We start from the raw sequence: 15,347 nt of genomic DNA, 5'->3' as shown, positions 1-15,347 counted from the left end.
GGTCAGTGCTCCGGCACCCGGAACGTCTGCAGGAACGTCCTCAGCGCCAGCCGGTTCGCGGCGTCACCCCAGGTCGCGGCCGGGGTCGTGAAGCGCAGCGAGAAGCCGTCGCCGCCGCCCGTCAGAAAGCCCCGCCCGAAGGTGTGCACCCGCGCGTCTCCCGTCCCCGCCAGCCACTCGAGGTCGGCGGCCTTGTATCCCTGGTACGTCGTGGCCCGGACGGTGCCGACGCCGTGGTAACCGGGAAGCCGCTCGAGACCGGGCTCGACGTCCTCCCGCCACACGGCCACGGGATCCGGGCCGACGTGCTCGCTGTGCGTGACGGCGAGGGTGGGGGAGGTGCCGTCCCGGCCGAAGGTGACGCGGTAGGCGCCGGTGACGCGGGAGGTGGTCAGCCGCTGCCAGCCGTCCGGCAGGGCGACGGAGAAGCCCTCGGGGGCGGTGTAGCGGTGGTAGCCGGCCGGCAGGGCGGGCGAGGCACTCGGCGCCGGGACCGGTGAGGAGGGCGCGGTGCCCGCGGTGTGCCGGCCGGCCGAGGTGGTGGGGTGGGCCGGTGCCTGCGCGTTGCCGGCGTCCGGCGACTTGTGGGTCGCGGCCAGGACGGCAGCGGCCACGGTGACCACGGCCAGCGCGGTACCGGCCGCCAGGAGCCATCTGCCCGGCTCCCGCCCGGCGAGGCGGACACCCGCGTACGCGCGGCGCAGCCGGGGCACGGGGGCCGGCTCCCGGTCGGCGTCGGCGTCCTCGTCGAGGGTCCGGACCAGAGCCTCCCGGACCACCGGCCGGGTCAGCCGCTCCCGGCAGTTCTTCCGCAGCAGCCCCTGCACCGCCTGGGTGAGCGGGCCCGTCCGCAGCGGGGTGCGCAGCGGCAGCCGGTCCACGGCCTTCAGGGTCGCGTCGGGCCGGCCGCGGTCGCGGAACGGCGGCCGGCCCTCCGCCATCGTGTACAGCAGCGCCCCCAGCGCCCACAGGTCGGCGGCCGGTCCGATCCGCTCGTCGCGGGCCTGCTCGGGCGAGGCGTACGACGGTGCCGTGAGCCGTGGCACCAGGGTCGCGCCGGCCAGCCCGAACCCGGTGACGACGACCGGCCCGCTGTCCCGTACGAAGACCTGGCCGGGGCTCAACTCGCCGTGGGTGATGCCCTCCTCGTGCGCGGCCTGCAGCACATCGAGCAGTTCCACGCCGATCCGGGCCGCCCGCGCGACGTTGAAGGCGCCCTCGCGATCGAGGAGTTCGACGAGCGGCGTGCCGTCGATCCACTCGATGACCGTCCACAGGGTGCCGGCCTCCACCACGGCGTCCACGACCGTGGCGACCTGGCCGGGGCACAGCAGCCGCATCGTCTCGGAAGTCCGGATGACACGGGCCGTGACCCGGCGCGCGGTGTCGTCGGCGGAGGGTTCCGGCAGGCTGGTCTGGGCGACCAGCCGGGGCTGCTCCGCCGCCACGTCCTCGGCGTGCCACCACAGGCGGTTCGTCTCACGGGCGAAGACCTCCAGGAGCCGGTACCGTCCGGCGACCAGCTCGTGTGCGGAGACGTGCGCCTTGGTCATGGTCATCCCTCGCTGAAACCCCTGTTGCGTGTCTCACAGAGGTACGCGGGGCGTGCGGGGGTGCGTTCAAAGAATCCGCGAGTCCGGTGCCGTTCCTGCCTTTCATTCAATTCTTCGAAAGGGCTTTCGAGTTTGGGATGGCCGCACCCGGGGGTCGTTCGACCTGCGGGTAACCGAGGGTAAATTCCCGGGTGCGGCCCTGGCTCACAGCAGTCCGAACCGCGCGGCCCAGCCGGTCAGTTCCCGTGGTGTCGTATTGCCGCCGCACACCACGAGTCCGAGCCGGGCGCCGTCGCCGACCCGGGCCACGACCTGGCGGGCCGCCGGCAGCAGACAGCCCGCGGCCGGCTCGGCCCACACCTTGGCGTGGTCGGCGAGGTCCAGCGATCCCTGCACCGCGTCCCGGTCCGGCACCACCAGCACCTCCTCCACCAGCGCCGACACATGGTCGTACGTCAGCTGGGACGCGGAGGGCGCGCTGAGCGTGGTGACCAGCGACGACAGGGGCACCGGCAGCGGTCCGCCCGCCTTCAGCGCGCCGGACACGGCCTCGGCGCCCTCGGTCTCCACACCCCAGACGCGGACCCCTGGACGCCGGGCGGCGAGGGCCGCGGCGACCCCGGCGATCAGCCCACCGCCGCCGATGCTGACCACCACGTCCGTCAGGCCGTCCTCCGCGTCCTCGGCCAACTCCAGCCCGACCGTGCCCTGTCCGGCGATCACCACCGGATCGTCGAACGGGTGGACCAGGGTCAGCCCCTCGTCCCTGAGCCGCGTCACCAGCGCGAAGGCGCTGTCCATGCCGTCGGTCAGCCGCACCTGCGCACCCGCCTGCTCGGCGAGCGCGACGGAACGCTCGGGCGCGGTACGGGGCATGACCACGGTCGCCTTCACGTCGAGGGCCGCGGCCATCACCGCGAGGGCGATCCCGTGGTTGCCGCCGCTGACCGCGACGACGCCCGCCGCCCGCTCGGCCTCGCTCAGCGACAGCAGCTTCGCCGTCGCCCCGCGTGCCTTGAACGAACCGGTGCGCTGGAGCAGTTCGAGTTTGGCGGTGACCGGGACGCCGAGCAGCTCGGTCAGGCCCGGACTCGGCACGGTCGGCGTCCGCACGACATGCCCGGCGATCCGCTCCGCCTCGGCTTCGATCTCCTTGATGCCGATCAAGGTGCTTCACCCTTCCGGCGCGGGGGTGTGGGCCGCGCCGTTCGCACCCTGACCCGTGCGGACTCCCGAGGTCAACACGGTTTCGCAGCCCGCTTACGACTCGCGGCCCACCAGGAGGCCCAGCAGCCGGAGCCGGCCCCCGGCGGCCGCCGCGGCCAACGGTGCTGCACGGCCCGTTGTGGCGAGTCGAGCAGTGGGTGGGCTGCGGAGGCCGGGTGGGGTCACAGCTCGCGGTCCGTCAGGTGGTCGAGGAGTCGGATGAGCTGTCCGGCGGCTTCGGTGGCGAGCGGTGCCTGCGCGAGCAGCGCCCGGGCGGCTGCCGTGTGCGCGCGGGCCTCGGTCAGCGCCGCCGTACGCCCACCCGCCGCCTCGATCAGCGCGGCGGCCTGCCCTGCCCGTCCCGGCGCGTCGAGCAGTTCGGGCAACCCACGGGCCGCCGGGGAACCGAGTGCGGCCAGCACCGGGTACGTCTTCTTGCGCTGCCGCAGATCGCCGCCCACGGGCTTGCCGGTGACGGCCGGGTCGCCCCAGATGCCCAGCACGTCGTCGACCAGCTGGAAGGCGACACCGAGATGCCGTCCGGCCCGGTCCAGCGCGCCGGCCGTGGCCTCGCCCGCCCCGCCGAGCACGGCGCCCAGCGCGGCGGCACAGCCCAGCAGCGCGCCGGTCTTCCCCTCCGCCATCGACCGGTACTCCTCGGGCGTGACCCGCTCCGGGCCGGTCCAGGGCCGGGTGGCGAACAGCAGGTCGTCGGCCTGCCCGCGCACCAGGTCGGCGAGGGCCGCCGACAGCAGCCGTACGGCGCCGGCGCCCTGCGGCACGGCCGCGAGGGTCTCCACCGCCAGCGCGAACAGGGCGTCGCCGGCCAGTACCGCGGGGCCCGTGCCGTACGCCTTCCACACGGCGGGGCGGCGGCGCCGGGTCGCGTCGCCGTCCATGATGTCGTCGTGCAGCAGTGAGAAGGCGTGCACCAGCTCCACGGCGACCGCGGCCGGCACGCCGGCCCCTCCGTCGGCGCCCGCCGACTCGGCGCCGAGCACCGCCAGCGCCTGCCGTACGCCCTTGCCGCCCGGCGCGGCGGCGGGTGCCCCGCCGACCTCGCACCAGCCGAAGGAGTACCCGGCCATCTCGGCCACCCACGGATGCAGCCGCCCGACCGCTTCCCGAAGCGCCGGCTGAACCAACTCCCGGCAGCGGCCGAGCACCTCGGGGGCGGAAGGCGGAGCTTGTACGGCGGTCACCGGGCGCCCTCCGCGTCGAGACCGAACTCCTCCTGGGCCCGGGCCACCATCTCCCGGGCGTGCTTCAGCCCACTCCGCTCCAACATCCTGGCCAGGTAGGCGAGTTCGGCCGCCGTCGCGGACCGGTCCCGGCCCAGCTGCGCCAGCGACTTGGCCAGGCCCAGCCGGGCCAGCGCCTCGCCGCGCGGCTCGCTCATCGCTCGGAACTCCTCCAGCGCCAGCTCGTACATGTCCCGCGCCTCGGTGTAACGGCCGGCCCGGTACAGGACGTTGCCGCGCATCTTGTGGTTGTAGGCGAGCGCGCTGGAGAGGTTCATCGCCCGGCAGGAGGTCTCGGCACGGGACAGCAGCTCCAGTGCCCGTTCGGTGTCCTTGTCGCGCACCGAGAGGATGTCGGCGAGTCCGCGCAGCGCCCAGGCGTGCCCGCGCCGGTCCTCCGCCCGCTCGGCTATCTCCGCGGCCTCCTCGAACAGCGCGTACGCCCGGTCGTGGTCGCCGGTGTTGCGGTGCATCTGTGCGATGCCCTCCAGCGCCCACACCGTGTGCCGGGCCTCCCCGCGCCTGCGCGCCTCGGCCAGCAGTTGCTCGTGCAGGCGCCCTACGGCCGCGTAGTCGCCCTGGATGCGCCCGGTCTCCGCGAGACCGGCCAGCGAGTAGCCGCGGACGACGATGTCGCCGCCCCGCTCGCCGAGTTCGGCCGCGAGTCCCAGCAGCCGCCAGGCCAGCGGGAAGGCCCCGCGCTGGCGGGCGAGGGTGCCGCCGCTCCACAGCGCCCACGCCATCGCGGCGGTGTCGCCGGCCGCGCGGGCGGCACGGTAACTCGCCTTCCAGGCCCGGTCCGCGTCTGCCGTGTGGCCGAGCCGCCGGTGCGCCTCGGCGACGGCGAGCCCGCAGCGGGCCGCCTCGGCGGAGTGCCCGGACCGCTCGGCCTCGCGCAGCTTCTCGGTGCCCTCCGCCAGCACATCGACGAGCGAGGAGTTCACGGACAGGGTGGTCAGGGCGCCCTGGTACTCGGGTGCGAAAGCCTTGCCGTACATGCATGCCTTTCTATACACGACGCGTATACATCACGTGTATACGTCGCGTGTATAGCGTCTCGGGAAAGCGCCCCGGCCGCGGGGACCGGGACGTGTCGGTCTGTTGCCGATCAAGACGCGGGTACGGCGAAGGGGGTTGCCCGTGCGACGCGGATCACCCTGTGAAGGTTCAGTGCTGCTGGGCCTTCTGCGGGGTCAGCTCGCTCGGGCGCACCACGACGAACCCCTCGCCCTGGAGCATGAGCTGCACGGCTTCGCCGGAACCGCCGCGCAGCATCGAGCCGATGGACTGGGAGCGGTGCAGTGAGGTCTCCAGGTGCGCGGTCCAGCCGACCACCGCGTCCGTGTCGACGTACACCGGGGAGTGCGCGGAGACCGGGATGACCAGCGGGTTTCCGTCGCAGACCAGACCGAGCCGGCCCTGTCCGCTGAAGACGCTGTTGAACAGGCCGCCGCCGGCGATGCCCGATCCCTTCACCGTCTTGATGTCGTACGACAGCGAGGCGTCGAAACACAGCACGTTGCGGCCGTTGACCGTGAACTGGTCGCCGGGCTCGACCTCGACGATGAAACAGTTCTGCGCCTCGTGCGCGAACCAGGCCTCGCCCTGCCCGCGCACCGCCATCAGGGGCAGCCCCTCACCGGTGACGGCACGCTTCAGCATGCCGCCGACGCCCTGGCCCTTGCGCTCGAACTTGAGGCTGCCGCGATAGGCGACCATCGCGCCCTGGCGGGCGTACATCTCGCCGTTCACGGCGTACCTGATGCACTTGGCGTTCTCGACGGACATGCCCGGCTCCACGGCCGGCTGCACCACGTGCGCACTGGAAAAGAGATCACCCTTCATGCGGGGCATGGTGTCCCGGAGGGTGTCGTTCCGCCAAGATCACGGAAGGTGCCTGCTCCACCACCCCTTGGCTGCCTTCTTCTCGCAGAACGCCGCATCCAATGCCTTCGCCAGCGCATCCGAGACCTTCGCGTTGTTGGAGGTGTTGGCGAAGGCCGTGAGACTCCGCTTTCCGTCCTTCGTGGCGAAGGCGTATGTGGAGTACCCCTGCACCACCCCCGTGTGCCCGTACACCGAGATCCCGCACGACAGGGCGCGCCGCCGCAGCCCCAGCCCGTACGCCGTCGTGCTGTTGACCGGAGTGAAGCGTTCCATCTCCTGCAGCCGTGCCGAGGACAGCAGCCTGCCCCCGAGCAGCGCGCCGTAGAACGCGTCGAGATCCCGCGCACTGGAGATGATCGCCCCCGCGCTCTGCGCCCATGACACCGTCTGCTCGGTGGAGTCCACCAGCGGGTCGCCGGCCTTGTCCGGGGTGAGGTATCCGCGGGCGTACCGGCCCGGGATGCCCGTCTCGGGATGCACGTAGAAGGTGTCCCGCAGCCGCAGCGGCTTGAAGATGCGGTTCTCGTACTCGGTTCGCAGCGAGTGCCCGGTGAGCTTCCCGATGAGCATGCCCGCCACCACGAAATTGGTGTTGGAGTAGGAGTACGCGGCGCCCGGCGCGTTGGTGCGGGGCTTCTTCAGGGCGAGGCCGACCAGCTGACGGTAGGTGAAGACCTTGTTCCGCACCGCCTCGAAGCCGGACACGGTGTCGGCGAACAGGTCGTCGGTGTAGTCGTACAGTCCGCTGCGGTGACCGAGCACGTGGCGGACCGTGATGCGGTCGTCCGGCAGCAGCTTGGGCAGATAGCGGTTGACCGGCGCGTCGAGCGCCAGCCGGTGTTCGTCGGCGAGCTGGAGCAGGACGACGGCCGAGAAGGTCTTGGTGACGCTGCCGACACGGAAGCGGTCGGCGGCGCTGATGGCCCGTCGCGTGCTCAGGTCGGCGACTCCGCTCGTCGCCTCGTACGTCCGGCCGTGGTCGTCGATGCGGGCCAGGGCGCCCGGCGCGCCCCGGTCCACCGCGGACCGCAGTACCGCGGCGAGGCCGGCGGTGTCGGGTGCCGGCAGGGCCGCCCGGGCAACCGCGGCCGCCCGGGCGGCCGGCTCTCCGGTCGCGGCCCGCGCCGGGAGCGCGAGGAGCGACAGCGCGACCGCTCCGAGGACCGCGCCCCGCCCCACCGTTGCCCTGACCATCCGTCACCCGCTTTCAGCGATACGAACCGGTACGAGGTGTGATGCGACATCGGTCACATTCCGGCTTTGGAACCTAGGGGATTGAGTCCACGTCTCCACAGCCGACACACAGTTGGTCAGCCGGTGATCACTCTGTGGCATGCATTCGTAAAGGATTGCCATAGAAGGTCGCGAAATCGATCATTCCGCCTTTACGTGGACATGACTGATCCGTAAGGGTTACGCCCTGGGGCCCGACCAGCCCCCGTGACGCGAACCGCGTCATGTCTCAAGGCGGTTGGTGATCCCGGCTGCCTTCGAAACGAAGGAACCCTGATCCTTGCGTAGACCGCACATACGCAGTGTCGCCGTCGCCATCGCGGTGACGACCGCTGCCACGGGCCTGGCAGGTACGGCTTTCGCGGGTCCCTCCACGGGGGTGGAGCGGTCCTCGGCGTCCGCCACCACGAACGCCACCGCGGTGGTTGAGGCGGCGCGCACCGCGGCCTTTGCCCACGCCACGGCGACCGGCGTCTCCCAGGGCGACGAACTGCACGCGCAGGACGTGATGATCGACCCCGAGGGCGCCCGGCACGTCCGCTTCGTGCGCACGCACGACGGCATGCCCGTGCTCGGCGGCGACCTCATCGTCCACCTCGACCACAAGCTGGCGTACGCCGGCGTGACCCGCGCCGCCGGCCACGCCGTCGAGCCGGCCACCACCAAGGCCAAGCTGACCGCGGACCAGGCCGCCGCCAAGGCCGCCCAGGCCGCCAAGGGCGACGCGGGCACCGCCCAGCTGGTCGTCGACGCGCGCGGCGGCTCCTCCGCCCTCGCCTACCAGGTGACCGTCGCCGACCAGAACGGCACCAACACCGTCGTCATCGACGCCGTCACCGGCAAGGTGCGCAGCAACACGCCCGACAGCGACGAGTTCCTGTCGCCGAAGCTGCTGGAGAGCCTGCGCAAGCACGGCGAGACCGTCGACCCGGCCACCGGCATCGGCTCCGCCTCCCCGGAGGCCGGCCTGCTCGGCTCCGGCTCCTTGGGCGCCACGACCTACCCGTCGGCCGCCAAGGGAACCGGCAAGACCCTCTTCGTGGGCAGCGTCGGCCTGACCACCACGGCGACCTCGCGCGGCCACTACCAGCTCAAGGACCCGAGCCGGTACGGCACCGAGACGCGGGACGCCAAGGGCTCGTACACGGAGAAGTTCAGCGCGGGCACGAAGTTCACCAGCACGACCAACGTGTGGGGCAACGGCACGACCAGCAACCGTGCCAGCGCCGCCGCCGACGCCCAGTACGGCATCACCCAGACCCTGGACTTCTACAAGAAGACCTTCGGCCGCAAGGGCATAGCCAACAACAGCAAGGCCGCCCAGGGCATGGTCCACTGGGGCAAGAAGGTCGCCAACGCCTTCTGGGACCCGACCTGCAACTGCATGCTGTACGGCGACGGTGACGGCCAGACCTTCAAGAAGCCGCTCGTCGTCCTCGACGTCACCGGCCACGAGCTGACCCACGGTGTGGTGGACGCGACCGCGAAGCTGGAGCCGACGTACGTCGACTCCGACGGCAACCAGTACGGTGAGCCCGGCGCGCTGAACGAGTCGCTCGCGGATATCTTCGGCTCCAACGTCGAGTTCTTCACCAACAACAAGAAGGACACGCCGGACTACCTGATCGGCGAGAAGCTGGGCCTCGCACAGAAGTTCCTGCGCCGTCTCGACCACCCGTCGCTCGACAAGCTCGAGGGCACGATCGACTACTGGTCGCCGGACACCTACTACACCGAGGTGCACGCCGGTTCCGGTGTCTCCTCGCACGCCTACTACCTCCTGGCGGAGGGCAGCGGCAGCAAGACGATCAACGGGGTCAAGTACTACTCGCCGACCTACGACCACTCCACGGTCAAGGGCATCGGCCGCGCCAAGGCCACCGCGATCTTCTACCGTGCGCTCACCCGCTACATGGTCTCCACGACCTCCTTCCACGACGCGCGCGTCGCGACGCTGAAGGCGGCCCAGGACCTGTACGGCGCGAACAGCACCGAGTACAAGACGGTGGACAAGGCGTGGGCCGCGGTCAACGTCACCGCCGCCAACACGCCGGCCGCCCGTCACTGACGCGGCCGCAGCACCACCGGATGCCCCGCCTCGCGCGGGGCATCCGCATGTCCGGGATGCGCGCGAACCGCCTCCGGCCGGAGGAGCGGACGGATGTCCCCGATGTCCCCGGACACCCTCGGGGCACGTCAGCCCGGGCGGGGGACGGCCCGACGACCGGGGGCCGGGGCCGCTCCGGGGCCCGTCGCCGACCTGCACCGGCGGGACGGGGAACCCACCGAGGTGCGCATCCGCGGCGGCGGCGGGACCATGACCTGCGTGGGATACGCAGGTCCGTCCCGGACGGTCCGCATGCGACCCGGCGGGTCCGTCACACTCCGGGACCCCGCGCGATGACCGGCCGGTTCGGCCGCGTCGGCCGCGTCGCCGCCGTCCTGCTCACGGCCGTCGTCTGCCAGTCCGCGCCCGGCCGGGCGGCCGCTCTGCCCGCGTCCGCCGAGCGGGCCTCCGGGGTCGTCACCTGGGCGGCGAGCGCCGACCGCCTGGGCGAGGGCACCGCCGGACAGGACTACCGCCTGATCGTGCACACCAGCGTCGGCGGCGAGGATCTGCGCGTCCGTCTGAGCAACGCCTTCGGCGACCGGCCGCTGACCGTCGACAGCGTCTACGCCGGGGTGCGCAGCGAGGGAGCCGCCCTGCGGCCGGGCAGCAACCGCCGGCTGACCTTCGGCCGCGCCGGTACGGTCATCGTGCCGGCCGGTGCCACCGCCTGGAGCGACCCGCTGCCCGGCCGGCTGCGCCCCGGCACGGATCTGGTGGTCAGCCTGCACACTCCGGCCCCGGCAGGACCGGCGACCGGTCACTGGCTGGCGATGCAGACCTCCTACACCGGCCAGGGCGACCACACCGCCGAGGAGAGCGGCACCGACTGGACGCAGACCACCGGGTCCTGGTGGTACCTCGACGCCGTGTCCGTACGTCCGTCCCGCGGCGCCGGCGGGGCCGTGGTCGCGCTCGGCGACTCCCTCACCGACGGCTGGCACTCCACCGTGGACCTGGACCGCCGCTGGCCCGACTACCTGGCGCGGCGCCTGAACACAGCCCACGCCGCAGTCCAGGGCGTCGCCGACGCAGGCATCTCGGGCAACCAGGTACTCGCCGACGGCGCCGGGCGGAGCGCGCTGCACCGGCTGGACCGGGACGTGCTGTCCCTGCCCGGAGTGCGCACCGTCTTCCTCTTCGAGGGGGTGAACGACCTCAAGGCGCATACCGGCGTCACCGCGCAGGACCTGATCGCCGGGTACCGGAAGCTCGCCGAGCGGGTGCACGCGGCGGGGAAGTGCGTGGTCGCCGCCACCATCGGCCCCTTCGAGGGCCGGCCCGAATGGGACCCGGCCGCCGAGGCCGTACGCCGGGAAGTGAACCGGTTCATCCGGACCAGCGGGGAGTTCGACGCGGTCACCGACTTCGACCGCGCCCTGCGCAGCCCGCACGACTCCGCACGGCTGCTGCCGTTCCTCGACGACGGTGACCACCTCCACCCCGACGACAAGGGCATGCGGGCGCTGGCCGACGCCGTCGACCTCGGCAGCCTCGACTGCACCCGCTCACCGGCACTCAACCCCTCAGCGTCTCCGCCCAGTTCGCCGGAACCCGCCCCGCCGGGCCCGGCACAGGCTGATCGGCGGGATGGCTGACGGGCGGGGCCAGCTCCGGACCCGAGGTGTACATCTCGTCCGTCGCGTAGTCCCAGAACCACTCCTCGCCCGGCTCGTAGCTCCGGATCACCGGATGCCCCGTGGCGTGGTAATGCGCGGTGGCATGCTTCGCGGGGGAGTCGTCGCAGCAGCCGATGTGCCCGCACTGCGCGCACCGGCGCAGATGGAACCACCAGCCGCCGGCCTCCTCGCACTCCACGCATCCCGGGCCGCTGGGCGGGACGCCCGGGGCGACTCCGTCGACAGTGCTCATGCGATTTCCTCCACTTCCTCCGCCGGCGTCTCGGCGGTCAGCGGCAGCAGCACCTGGAAGCGGGTGTCGCCGGGCACCGACTCCACACGCAGGCTGCCGTGGTGCTTGTTGACGACGATCCGCCAGGAGATGTCCAGGCCCAGCCCGGTGCCCTGGCCGACCGGCTTGGTGGTGAAGAACGGGTCGAAGATCCGGTCCTTGATCTCGGGCGGGACACCGGGCCCGGTGTCCCGGAACTCCACCAGCAGCCGCTCATGGTCGAGCGCGGTCCGCACGGTCAACATGCCCGTGCCGCCTGCGCTGTCGATGGCCGACACCGCGTTGTCGATCAGGTTGGTCCACACCTGGTTCAGCTCCGCCGGATAGGCGGGCACCGGCGGGAGCGTGCGGTCGTACTCCTTCACGACCTCGATACCGGGGCCGATCTTGCCGGACAGCATCAGCAGGGTGCTGTCGAGGAGTTCGTGCACGTCCACCACGCGGTAGGGCGCCCGGTCCAGCTGTGAGTACTGCTTGGCCGCGTCCACGAGATGCGAGATCCGGGTGGTGGAGTCCTCGATCTCGTTCATCAACAGCTCGGTCTCGATGGTGTAGTTGAGCCAGCCGATCGCGCCGGCCAGGATCTCCTCGTCCACCGCCGCCGCGACCTGCTCCAACCAGTCGACGTCGAGGCCGGCCTGCACGAAGGTGGGCGCCACCTGCCAGCCGAAGTCGATGCCGTGGTCGTCCAGCCAGTCGCTGAGCAGGTCCTCCCGGTCGGCGGTCTCCAGCGGACTGAGCACGGGAGCCTTGGCGACCCGTTCGGCGGTGCGCTCCTGGATCTCGATCAGGCTCGCCAACGCGTCACGGGAGAAGGGGCCTTCGGCGATCACGGCGAGCTTGCGCCGCATCTTCGCGACCCGTTCGCGGAGCGTGGCCGTCGCCCGTACGGCCGCCGCCGCGGGGTTGTTCAGCTCGTGCGTGAGCCCCGCCGACAGCGAACCCAGCGCCAGCAGCCTCTCCTGCTGCCCGACCGCCGCCTGGGTGCGCTTCGCCCCGAAGAACAGACCCTCCAGCAGATGCACGGCCATCGGGAACCACTCGGTCATGACGTCCGCGAAGATGTCCGCCGGCAGCACGAAGAACCGCGACGGCTCCGTCACCCGCATCGAGTTGTTGTAGGCCTGCCGCACCCGGTCGCCGAGGTAGGCCTGCATCGCGCCCGCGTACACCCCGCGCTGCGAGGTGCGGGAGACCTCCACATCGTCGCCGCCGACCCGGCGGGAGAGCACGGCCGTGCCCTCGATCATCACGAAGAAGCAGGTGGCCGGGTCGCCCTCGGTGTACACCGGGCCCGGCTGGAACAGCTCGATCCGCCCCTCGGCGCACAACCGGCCCAGTTGTTCGGGACTCAGCTTCTCGAAGAGGAACAGCGAGCCGATCTCCTTGGGATTGCACGGCATGATCTGCCCGCTCATGTCTGCTCCAGATCGTTCATGACTGTTCCAGATACCGGTGGACGAGCATCACGGCCATGGCTCCCTCGCCGACGGCGGACGCGACCCGCTTGGCGGACTCGGCACGGGCGTCTCCCGCCACGAACACGCCGGGCACGCTGGTCTCCAGGTGGTAGGGCGGCCGGTCCAGCTCCCAGCCGGCCGGCGGCCGCCCGTCGGCCGTCAGATCGGGCCCGGCCAGGATGAACCCGCGCTCGTCGCGCAGCACCGCGTCGCCCAGCCAGTCGGTCAGCGGGGCGGCACCGATGAACACGAACATCCACTGCGCGTCGACCCGTTCGCTCTCCCCGGTCACGGTGTCACGCAGCGTCAGCTGCTCCAGGTGGTCGGTGCCGTGCGCCGCGTCCACCGCCGTGTGCGGGCGCACGGAGATGTTCGGCGCCTCGTTGATCTGCTGGATCAGGTAGTGCGACATCGAGGCCGACAGATCGGGGCCGCGCACCAGCAGCGTCACCGACTTCGCGCCCCGGGACAGATACATCGCGGCCTGGCCCGCCGAGTTGGCGCCGCCCACGATGTAGATGTCCTGCCCCTGGCAGGAGGCGGCCTCGGTCAGCGCCGAACCGTAGAACACCCCGCAGCCGGTCAGATCCATGCAGCCGGCGGCCTCCAGCTGCCGGTACTGCACGCCGGTCGCGAGGATCACGCTGTGCGCGGCGATCGCCGTGCCGTCCGCGAACCGTACGACCCGCGCGGCGCCGTTGACCTCCAGTCCGGTCACCTCGCGGGCGGCGAGGATCTCCGCGCCGAACTTGGCCGCCTGCCGGCGCGCCCGGTCGGTGAGCTGGGCGCCGGAGACGCCGTCGGGGAAGCCCAGGTAGTTCTCGATCCGGGAGCTCTGCCCGGCCTGCCCGCCGGTCGCCGACCGCTCCACCAGCACGGTCCTGAGCCCCTCGGAGGCCCCGTACACGGCCGCACCGAGCCCGGCCGGCCCGCCGCCGATCACGATCAGGTCGTAGAAGTCGGCCGTCGGCGTGGTCGCCAGCCCCACCCGCGCGGCCAGCTCCGGCGCCTCGGGCTCGACCAGTGCGGTGCCGTCCGGCGTGATCACCAGCGGCAGCCGCCGCCCGTCCTGCCCGGCGGCCGCCAGCAGCCGCTGCCCCTCGGGCTCCTCCACCGAGTACCAGCGGTACGGCACCTGGTTGCGGGCGAGGAACTCGCGCACGTCCGACGACCGCGCCGACCAGCGGTGCCCGACGACCTTGGTGCTGGGCACGGGCCGGTAGGCGCTGCTGCGCCAGGCCTGCAGCAGGTCGTCCAGGACCGGGTAGAGCTTCTCCTCCGGCGGGTCCCAGGGCTTGAGCAGATAGTGGTCCAGATCGACCACGTTGATCGCGTCGATCGCCGCGTTGGTGTCCGCGTACGCGGTCAGCAGCACCCGGCGCGCACCCGGGTACACGTCCAGTGCCAGTTCCAGGAACTCGATGCCGTTCATCTGCGGCATGCGGTAGTCGGCCAGGATCACCGCCACCAGGTCGCCGCGCAGCTTCAGCTCGCGCAGGGCCTGGAGCGCGGACTCGCCGGACTCCGCGCGCACGATCCGGTACGACTCGCCGTAGCGCCGCCGCAGGTCGCGGGCGACGGCACGGGAGACCCCCGGGTCGTCGTCCACGGTCAGGATGACGGTTCGCGCTGCGTCGGCGGCCTGTGCCATACGTCTCCCACCCCGAGCGTCGGTTCCACGGGGCGATGTCGTGGGGACCACCGCACCGGTTCGCAGCCATCGTATGTTCGATGGCCCCGGTTCGCCCTGGGATACATCGGGCAGTGCCAGCCCGGGGGATCGCCCGACGGCTCGTGGAGGAGATCGTCGTGCGTGCGCGCGGCGGTGCCCGATAGTGGGCACCAGCAGCACGAGAGCGGCGACGACGAGGAGGCCCACGCATGACATGCCCGATCACGGCAGGGGTGGACGGCACCGAGGAGAGCCTGGCCGCGCTGAACTGGGCGGGTCGGGAGGCCGTACGCCGTGGGCTGCCCCTGCGGGTGGTGCACGCCTGGCGGTACGCCGAGTCGCTCGCCACCGCCGACCGGAGCACCCAGCAGCGATGGGTGTCGAAAGGGGTGGCGGAGGCCGTGCGGGCCGTCGCCGAGCGGCATCCGGAGCTGGAGGTGGGCGTCGACGTGGTCGAGGGCGAGCCCGTGCACGCGCTGGCCCGTGCCGCGGCGGAGGCGGAGATGCTGGTGCTGGGCTCGCGGGGGCAGGGGCCCGTCCTCGGTTTCCTGCTGGGCTCGGTCGGCCGGCAGGTGATCGCCGAGGCGACCCGGCCGGTGGTCCTGGTGCGCGCCGGGGACCAGCCGGCCGCCGAGGCCGCCGGGCGGGACGTCGTCGTCGGCCAGCACGGCGACCCGGAGGACAGCGCGGCCACCCTGCGGTTCGCGTTCGAGACGGCGGCGGCCCGCGGCGCGGCCGTCCGGGCCGTCCGGGCGTGGACCCTGCCGCCGGTCTTCGCCTACAGCCCCGGCTCGCTCAGGCTCCTCGACGACGCGGGCGGCCTCGAACCCTATGAGCGGCAGGCGCTGACCGAGGCGCTCGGGCCCTGGCGGGAGCGGTTCCCGGAGGTGCCCGTGGCCGAGCACGTCGAGATGGGCAGCGCGGGCCAGGTGCTGCTGTCGGTGGCCGATCGAGCCCAGCTGATGGTCGTCGGGCGCCGTGCGCACCGTACGGCCGTGGGCGGCCGGATCGGCTCGGTCGCCCACGGGATGCTGCACCACGCCGAGTGTCCGGTCGCCGTGGTCCCGCACGGGTGAG

General features: G+C 72.3%; 12 protein-coding genes. 3 read left to right on the top strand and 9 right to left on the bottom strand.

Annotated elements, in window-relative coordinates:
- Positions 1-2: 2 nt before the first annotated feature.
- The 6 genes from ACZ418_RS29985 to ACZ418_RS29960 form a co-directional block, all read right to left on the bottom strand.
- Positions 3-1,559 carry a protein kinase domain-containing protein gene (locus tag ACZ418_RS29985; protein ID WP_468369066.1) on the bottom strand — a complete coding sequence of 519 codons (1,557 nt, stop codon included), beginning with the start codon at positions 1,557-1,559 and terminating at the stop codon, positions 3-5.
- A gap of 198 nt (positions 1,560-1,757) precedes the next feature.
- A complete protein-coding gene (locus ACZ418_RS29980) occupies positions 1,758-2,720 on the bottom strand; it encodes a threonine/serine dehydratase (RefSeq protein WP_468369064.1) in 963 nt (320 codons plus the stop codon).
- Between the two features lie 221 nt (positions 2,721-2,941).
- A complete protein-coding gene (locus ACZ418_RS29975) occupies positions 2,942-3,961 on the bottom strand; it encodes a polyprenyl synthetase family protein (protein WP_468369061.1) in 1,020 nt (339 codons plus the stop codon).
- Complete coding sequence (locus tag ACZ418_RS29970; RefSeq protein WP_468369058.1) at positions 3,958-4,998, bottom strand: tetratricopeptide repeat protein; 1,041 nt, start codon at positions 4,996-4,998, stop codon at positions 3,958-3,960. The genes ACZ418_RS29975 and ACZ418_RS29970 overlap by 4 nt, the downstream gene beginning before the upstream one ends.
- A 169-nt stretch (positions 4,999-5,167) precedes the next feature.
- Positions 5,168-5,845, bottom strand: a complete 678-nt coding sequence (locus ACZ418_RS29965) for an AIM24 family protein (protein WP_468369056.1) — start codon at positions 5,843-5,845, stop codon at positions 5,168-5,170.
- Between the two features lie 39 nt (positions 5,846-5,884).
- Complete coding sequence (locus ACZ418_RS29960; RefSeq protein WP_468369053.1) at positions 5,885-7,081, bottom strand: serine hydrolase domain-containing protein; 1,197 nt, start codon at positions 7,079-7,081, stop codon at positions 5,885-5,887.
- Between the two features lie 319 nt (positions 7,082-7,400).
- Between ACZ418_RS29960 and ACZ418_RS29955 the strand changes: the two genes are divergently transcribed.
- Together ACZ418_RS29955 and ACZ418_RS29950 are read left to right on the top strand one after the other, a co-directional pair.
- The gene (locus ACZ418_RS29955; RefSeq protein ID WP_468369051.1) at positions 7,401-9,188 is read left to right on the top strand and encodes a M4 family metallopeptidase; all 1,788 of its coding nucleotides are present in this window, start codon (positions 7,401-7,403) and stop codon (positions 9,186-9,188) included.
- Positions 9,189-9,520: 332 nt separating this feature from the next.
- Positions 9,521-10,825: an SGNH/GDSL hydrolase family protein gene (locus tag ACZ418_RS29950; RefSeq protein WP_468369048.1), complete on the top strand. Its 1,305-nt coding sequence runs from the start codon at positions 9,521-9,523 to the stop codon at positions 10,823-10,825.
- Here the strand turns inward: ACZ418_RS29950 and ACZ418_RS29945 are convergent.
- The 3 genes from ACZ418_RS29945 to ACZ418_RS29935 are packed head-to-tail and all read right to left on the bottom strand — an operon-like array spanning position 10,746 to position 14,249.
- A complete protein-coding gene (locus ACZ418_RS29945) occupies positions 10,746-11,099 on the bottom strand; it encodes a UBP-type zinc finger domain-containing protein (protein ID WP_468369045.1) in 354 nt (117 codons plus the stop codon). The genes ACZ418_RS29950 and ACZ418_RS29945 overlap by 80 nt on opposite strands.
- Positions 11,096-12,556 carry an ATP-binding protein gene (locus tag ACZ418_RS29940; protein WP_468369042.1) on the bottom strand — a complete coding sequence of 487 codons (1,461 nt, stop codon included), beginning with the start codon at positions 12,554-12,556 and terminating at the stop codon, positions 11,096-11,098. Before ACZ418_RS29940 ends, ACZ418_RS29945 begins: the two co-directional genes overlap by 4 nt.
- 16 nt (positions 12,557-12,572) lie before the next feature.
- Positions 12,573-14,249: an NAD(P)/FAD-dependent oxidoreductase gene (locus ACZ418_RS29935; RefSeq protein WP_468369039.1), complete on the bottom strand. Its 1,677-nt coding sequence runs from the start codon at positions 14,247-14,249 to the stop codon at positions 12,573-12,575.
- A gap of 230 nt (positions 14,250-14,479) precedes the next feature.
- On the opposite strand from ACZ418_RS29935, the gene ACZ418_RS29930 reads away from it, so the two are divergent.
- Entirely contained in the window at positions 14,480-15,346 is an 867-nt protein-coding gene (locus ACZ418_RS29930; protein ID WP_468369036.1) for a universal stress protein, read from the top strand.
- Position 15,347: the final 1 nt, after the last annotated feature.

This window comes from Streptomyces sp. NPDC030820, assembly GCF_055572075.1.
Note: the sequence above shows the minus strand (reverse complement) of the source record. Positions and strands in the feature narration are given on the sequence as shown.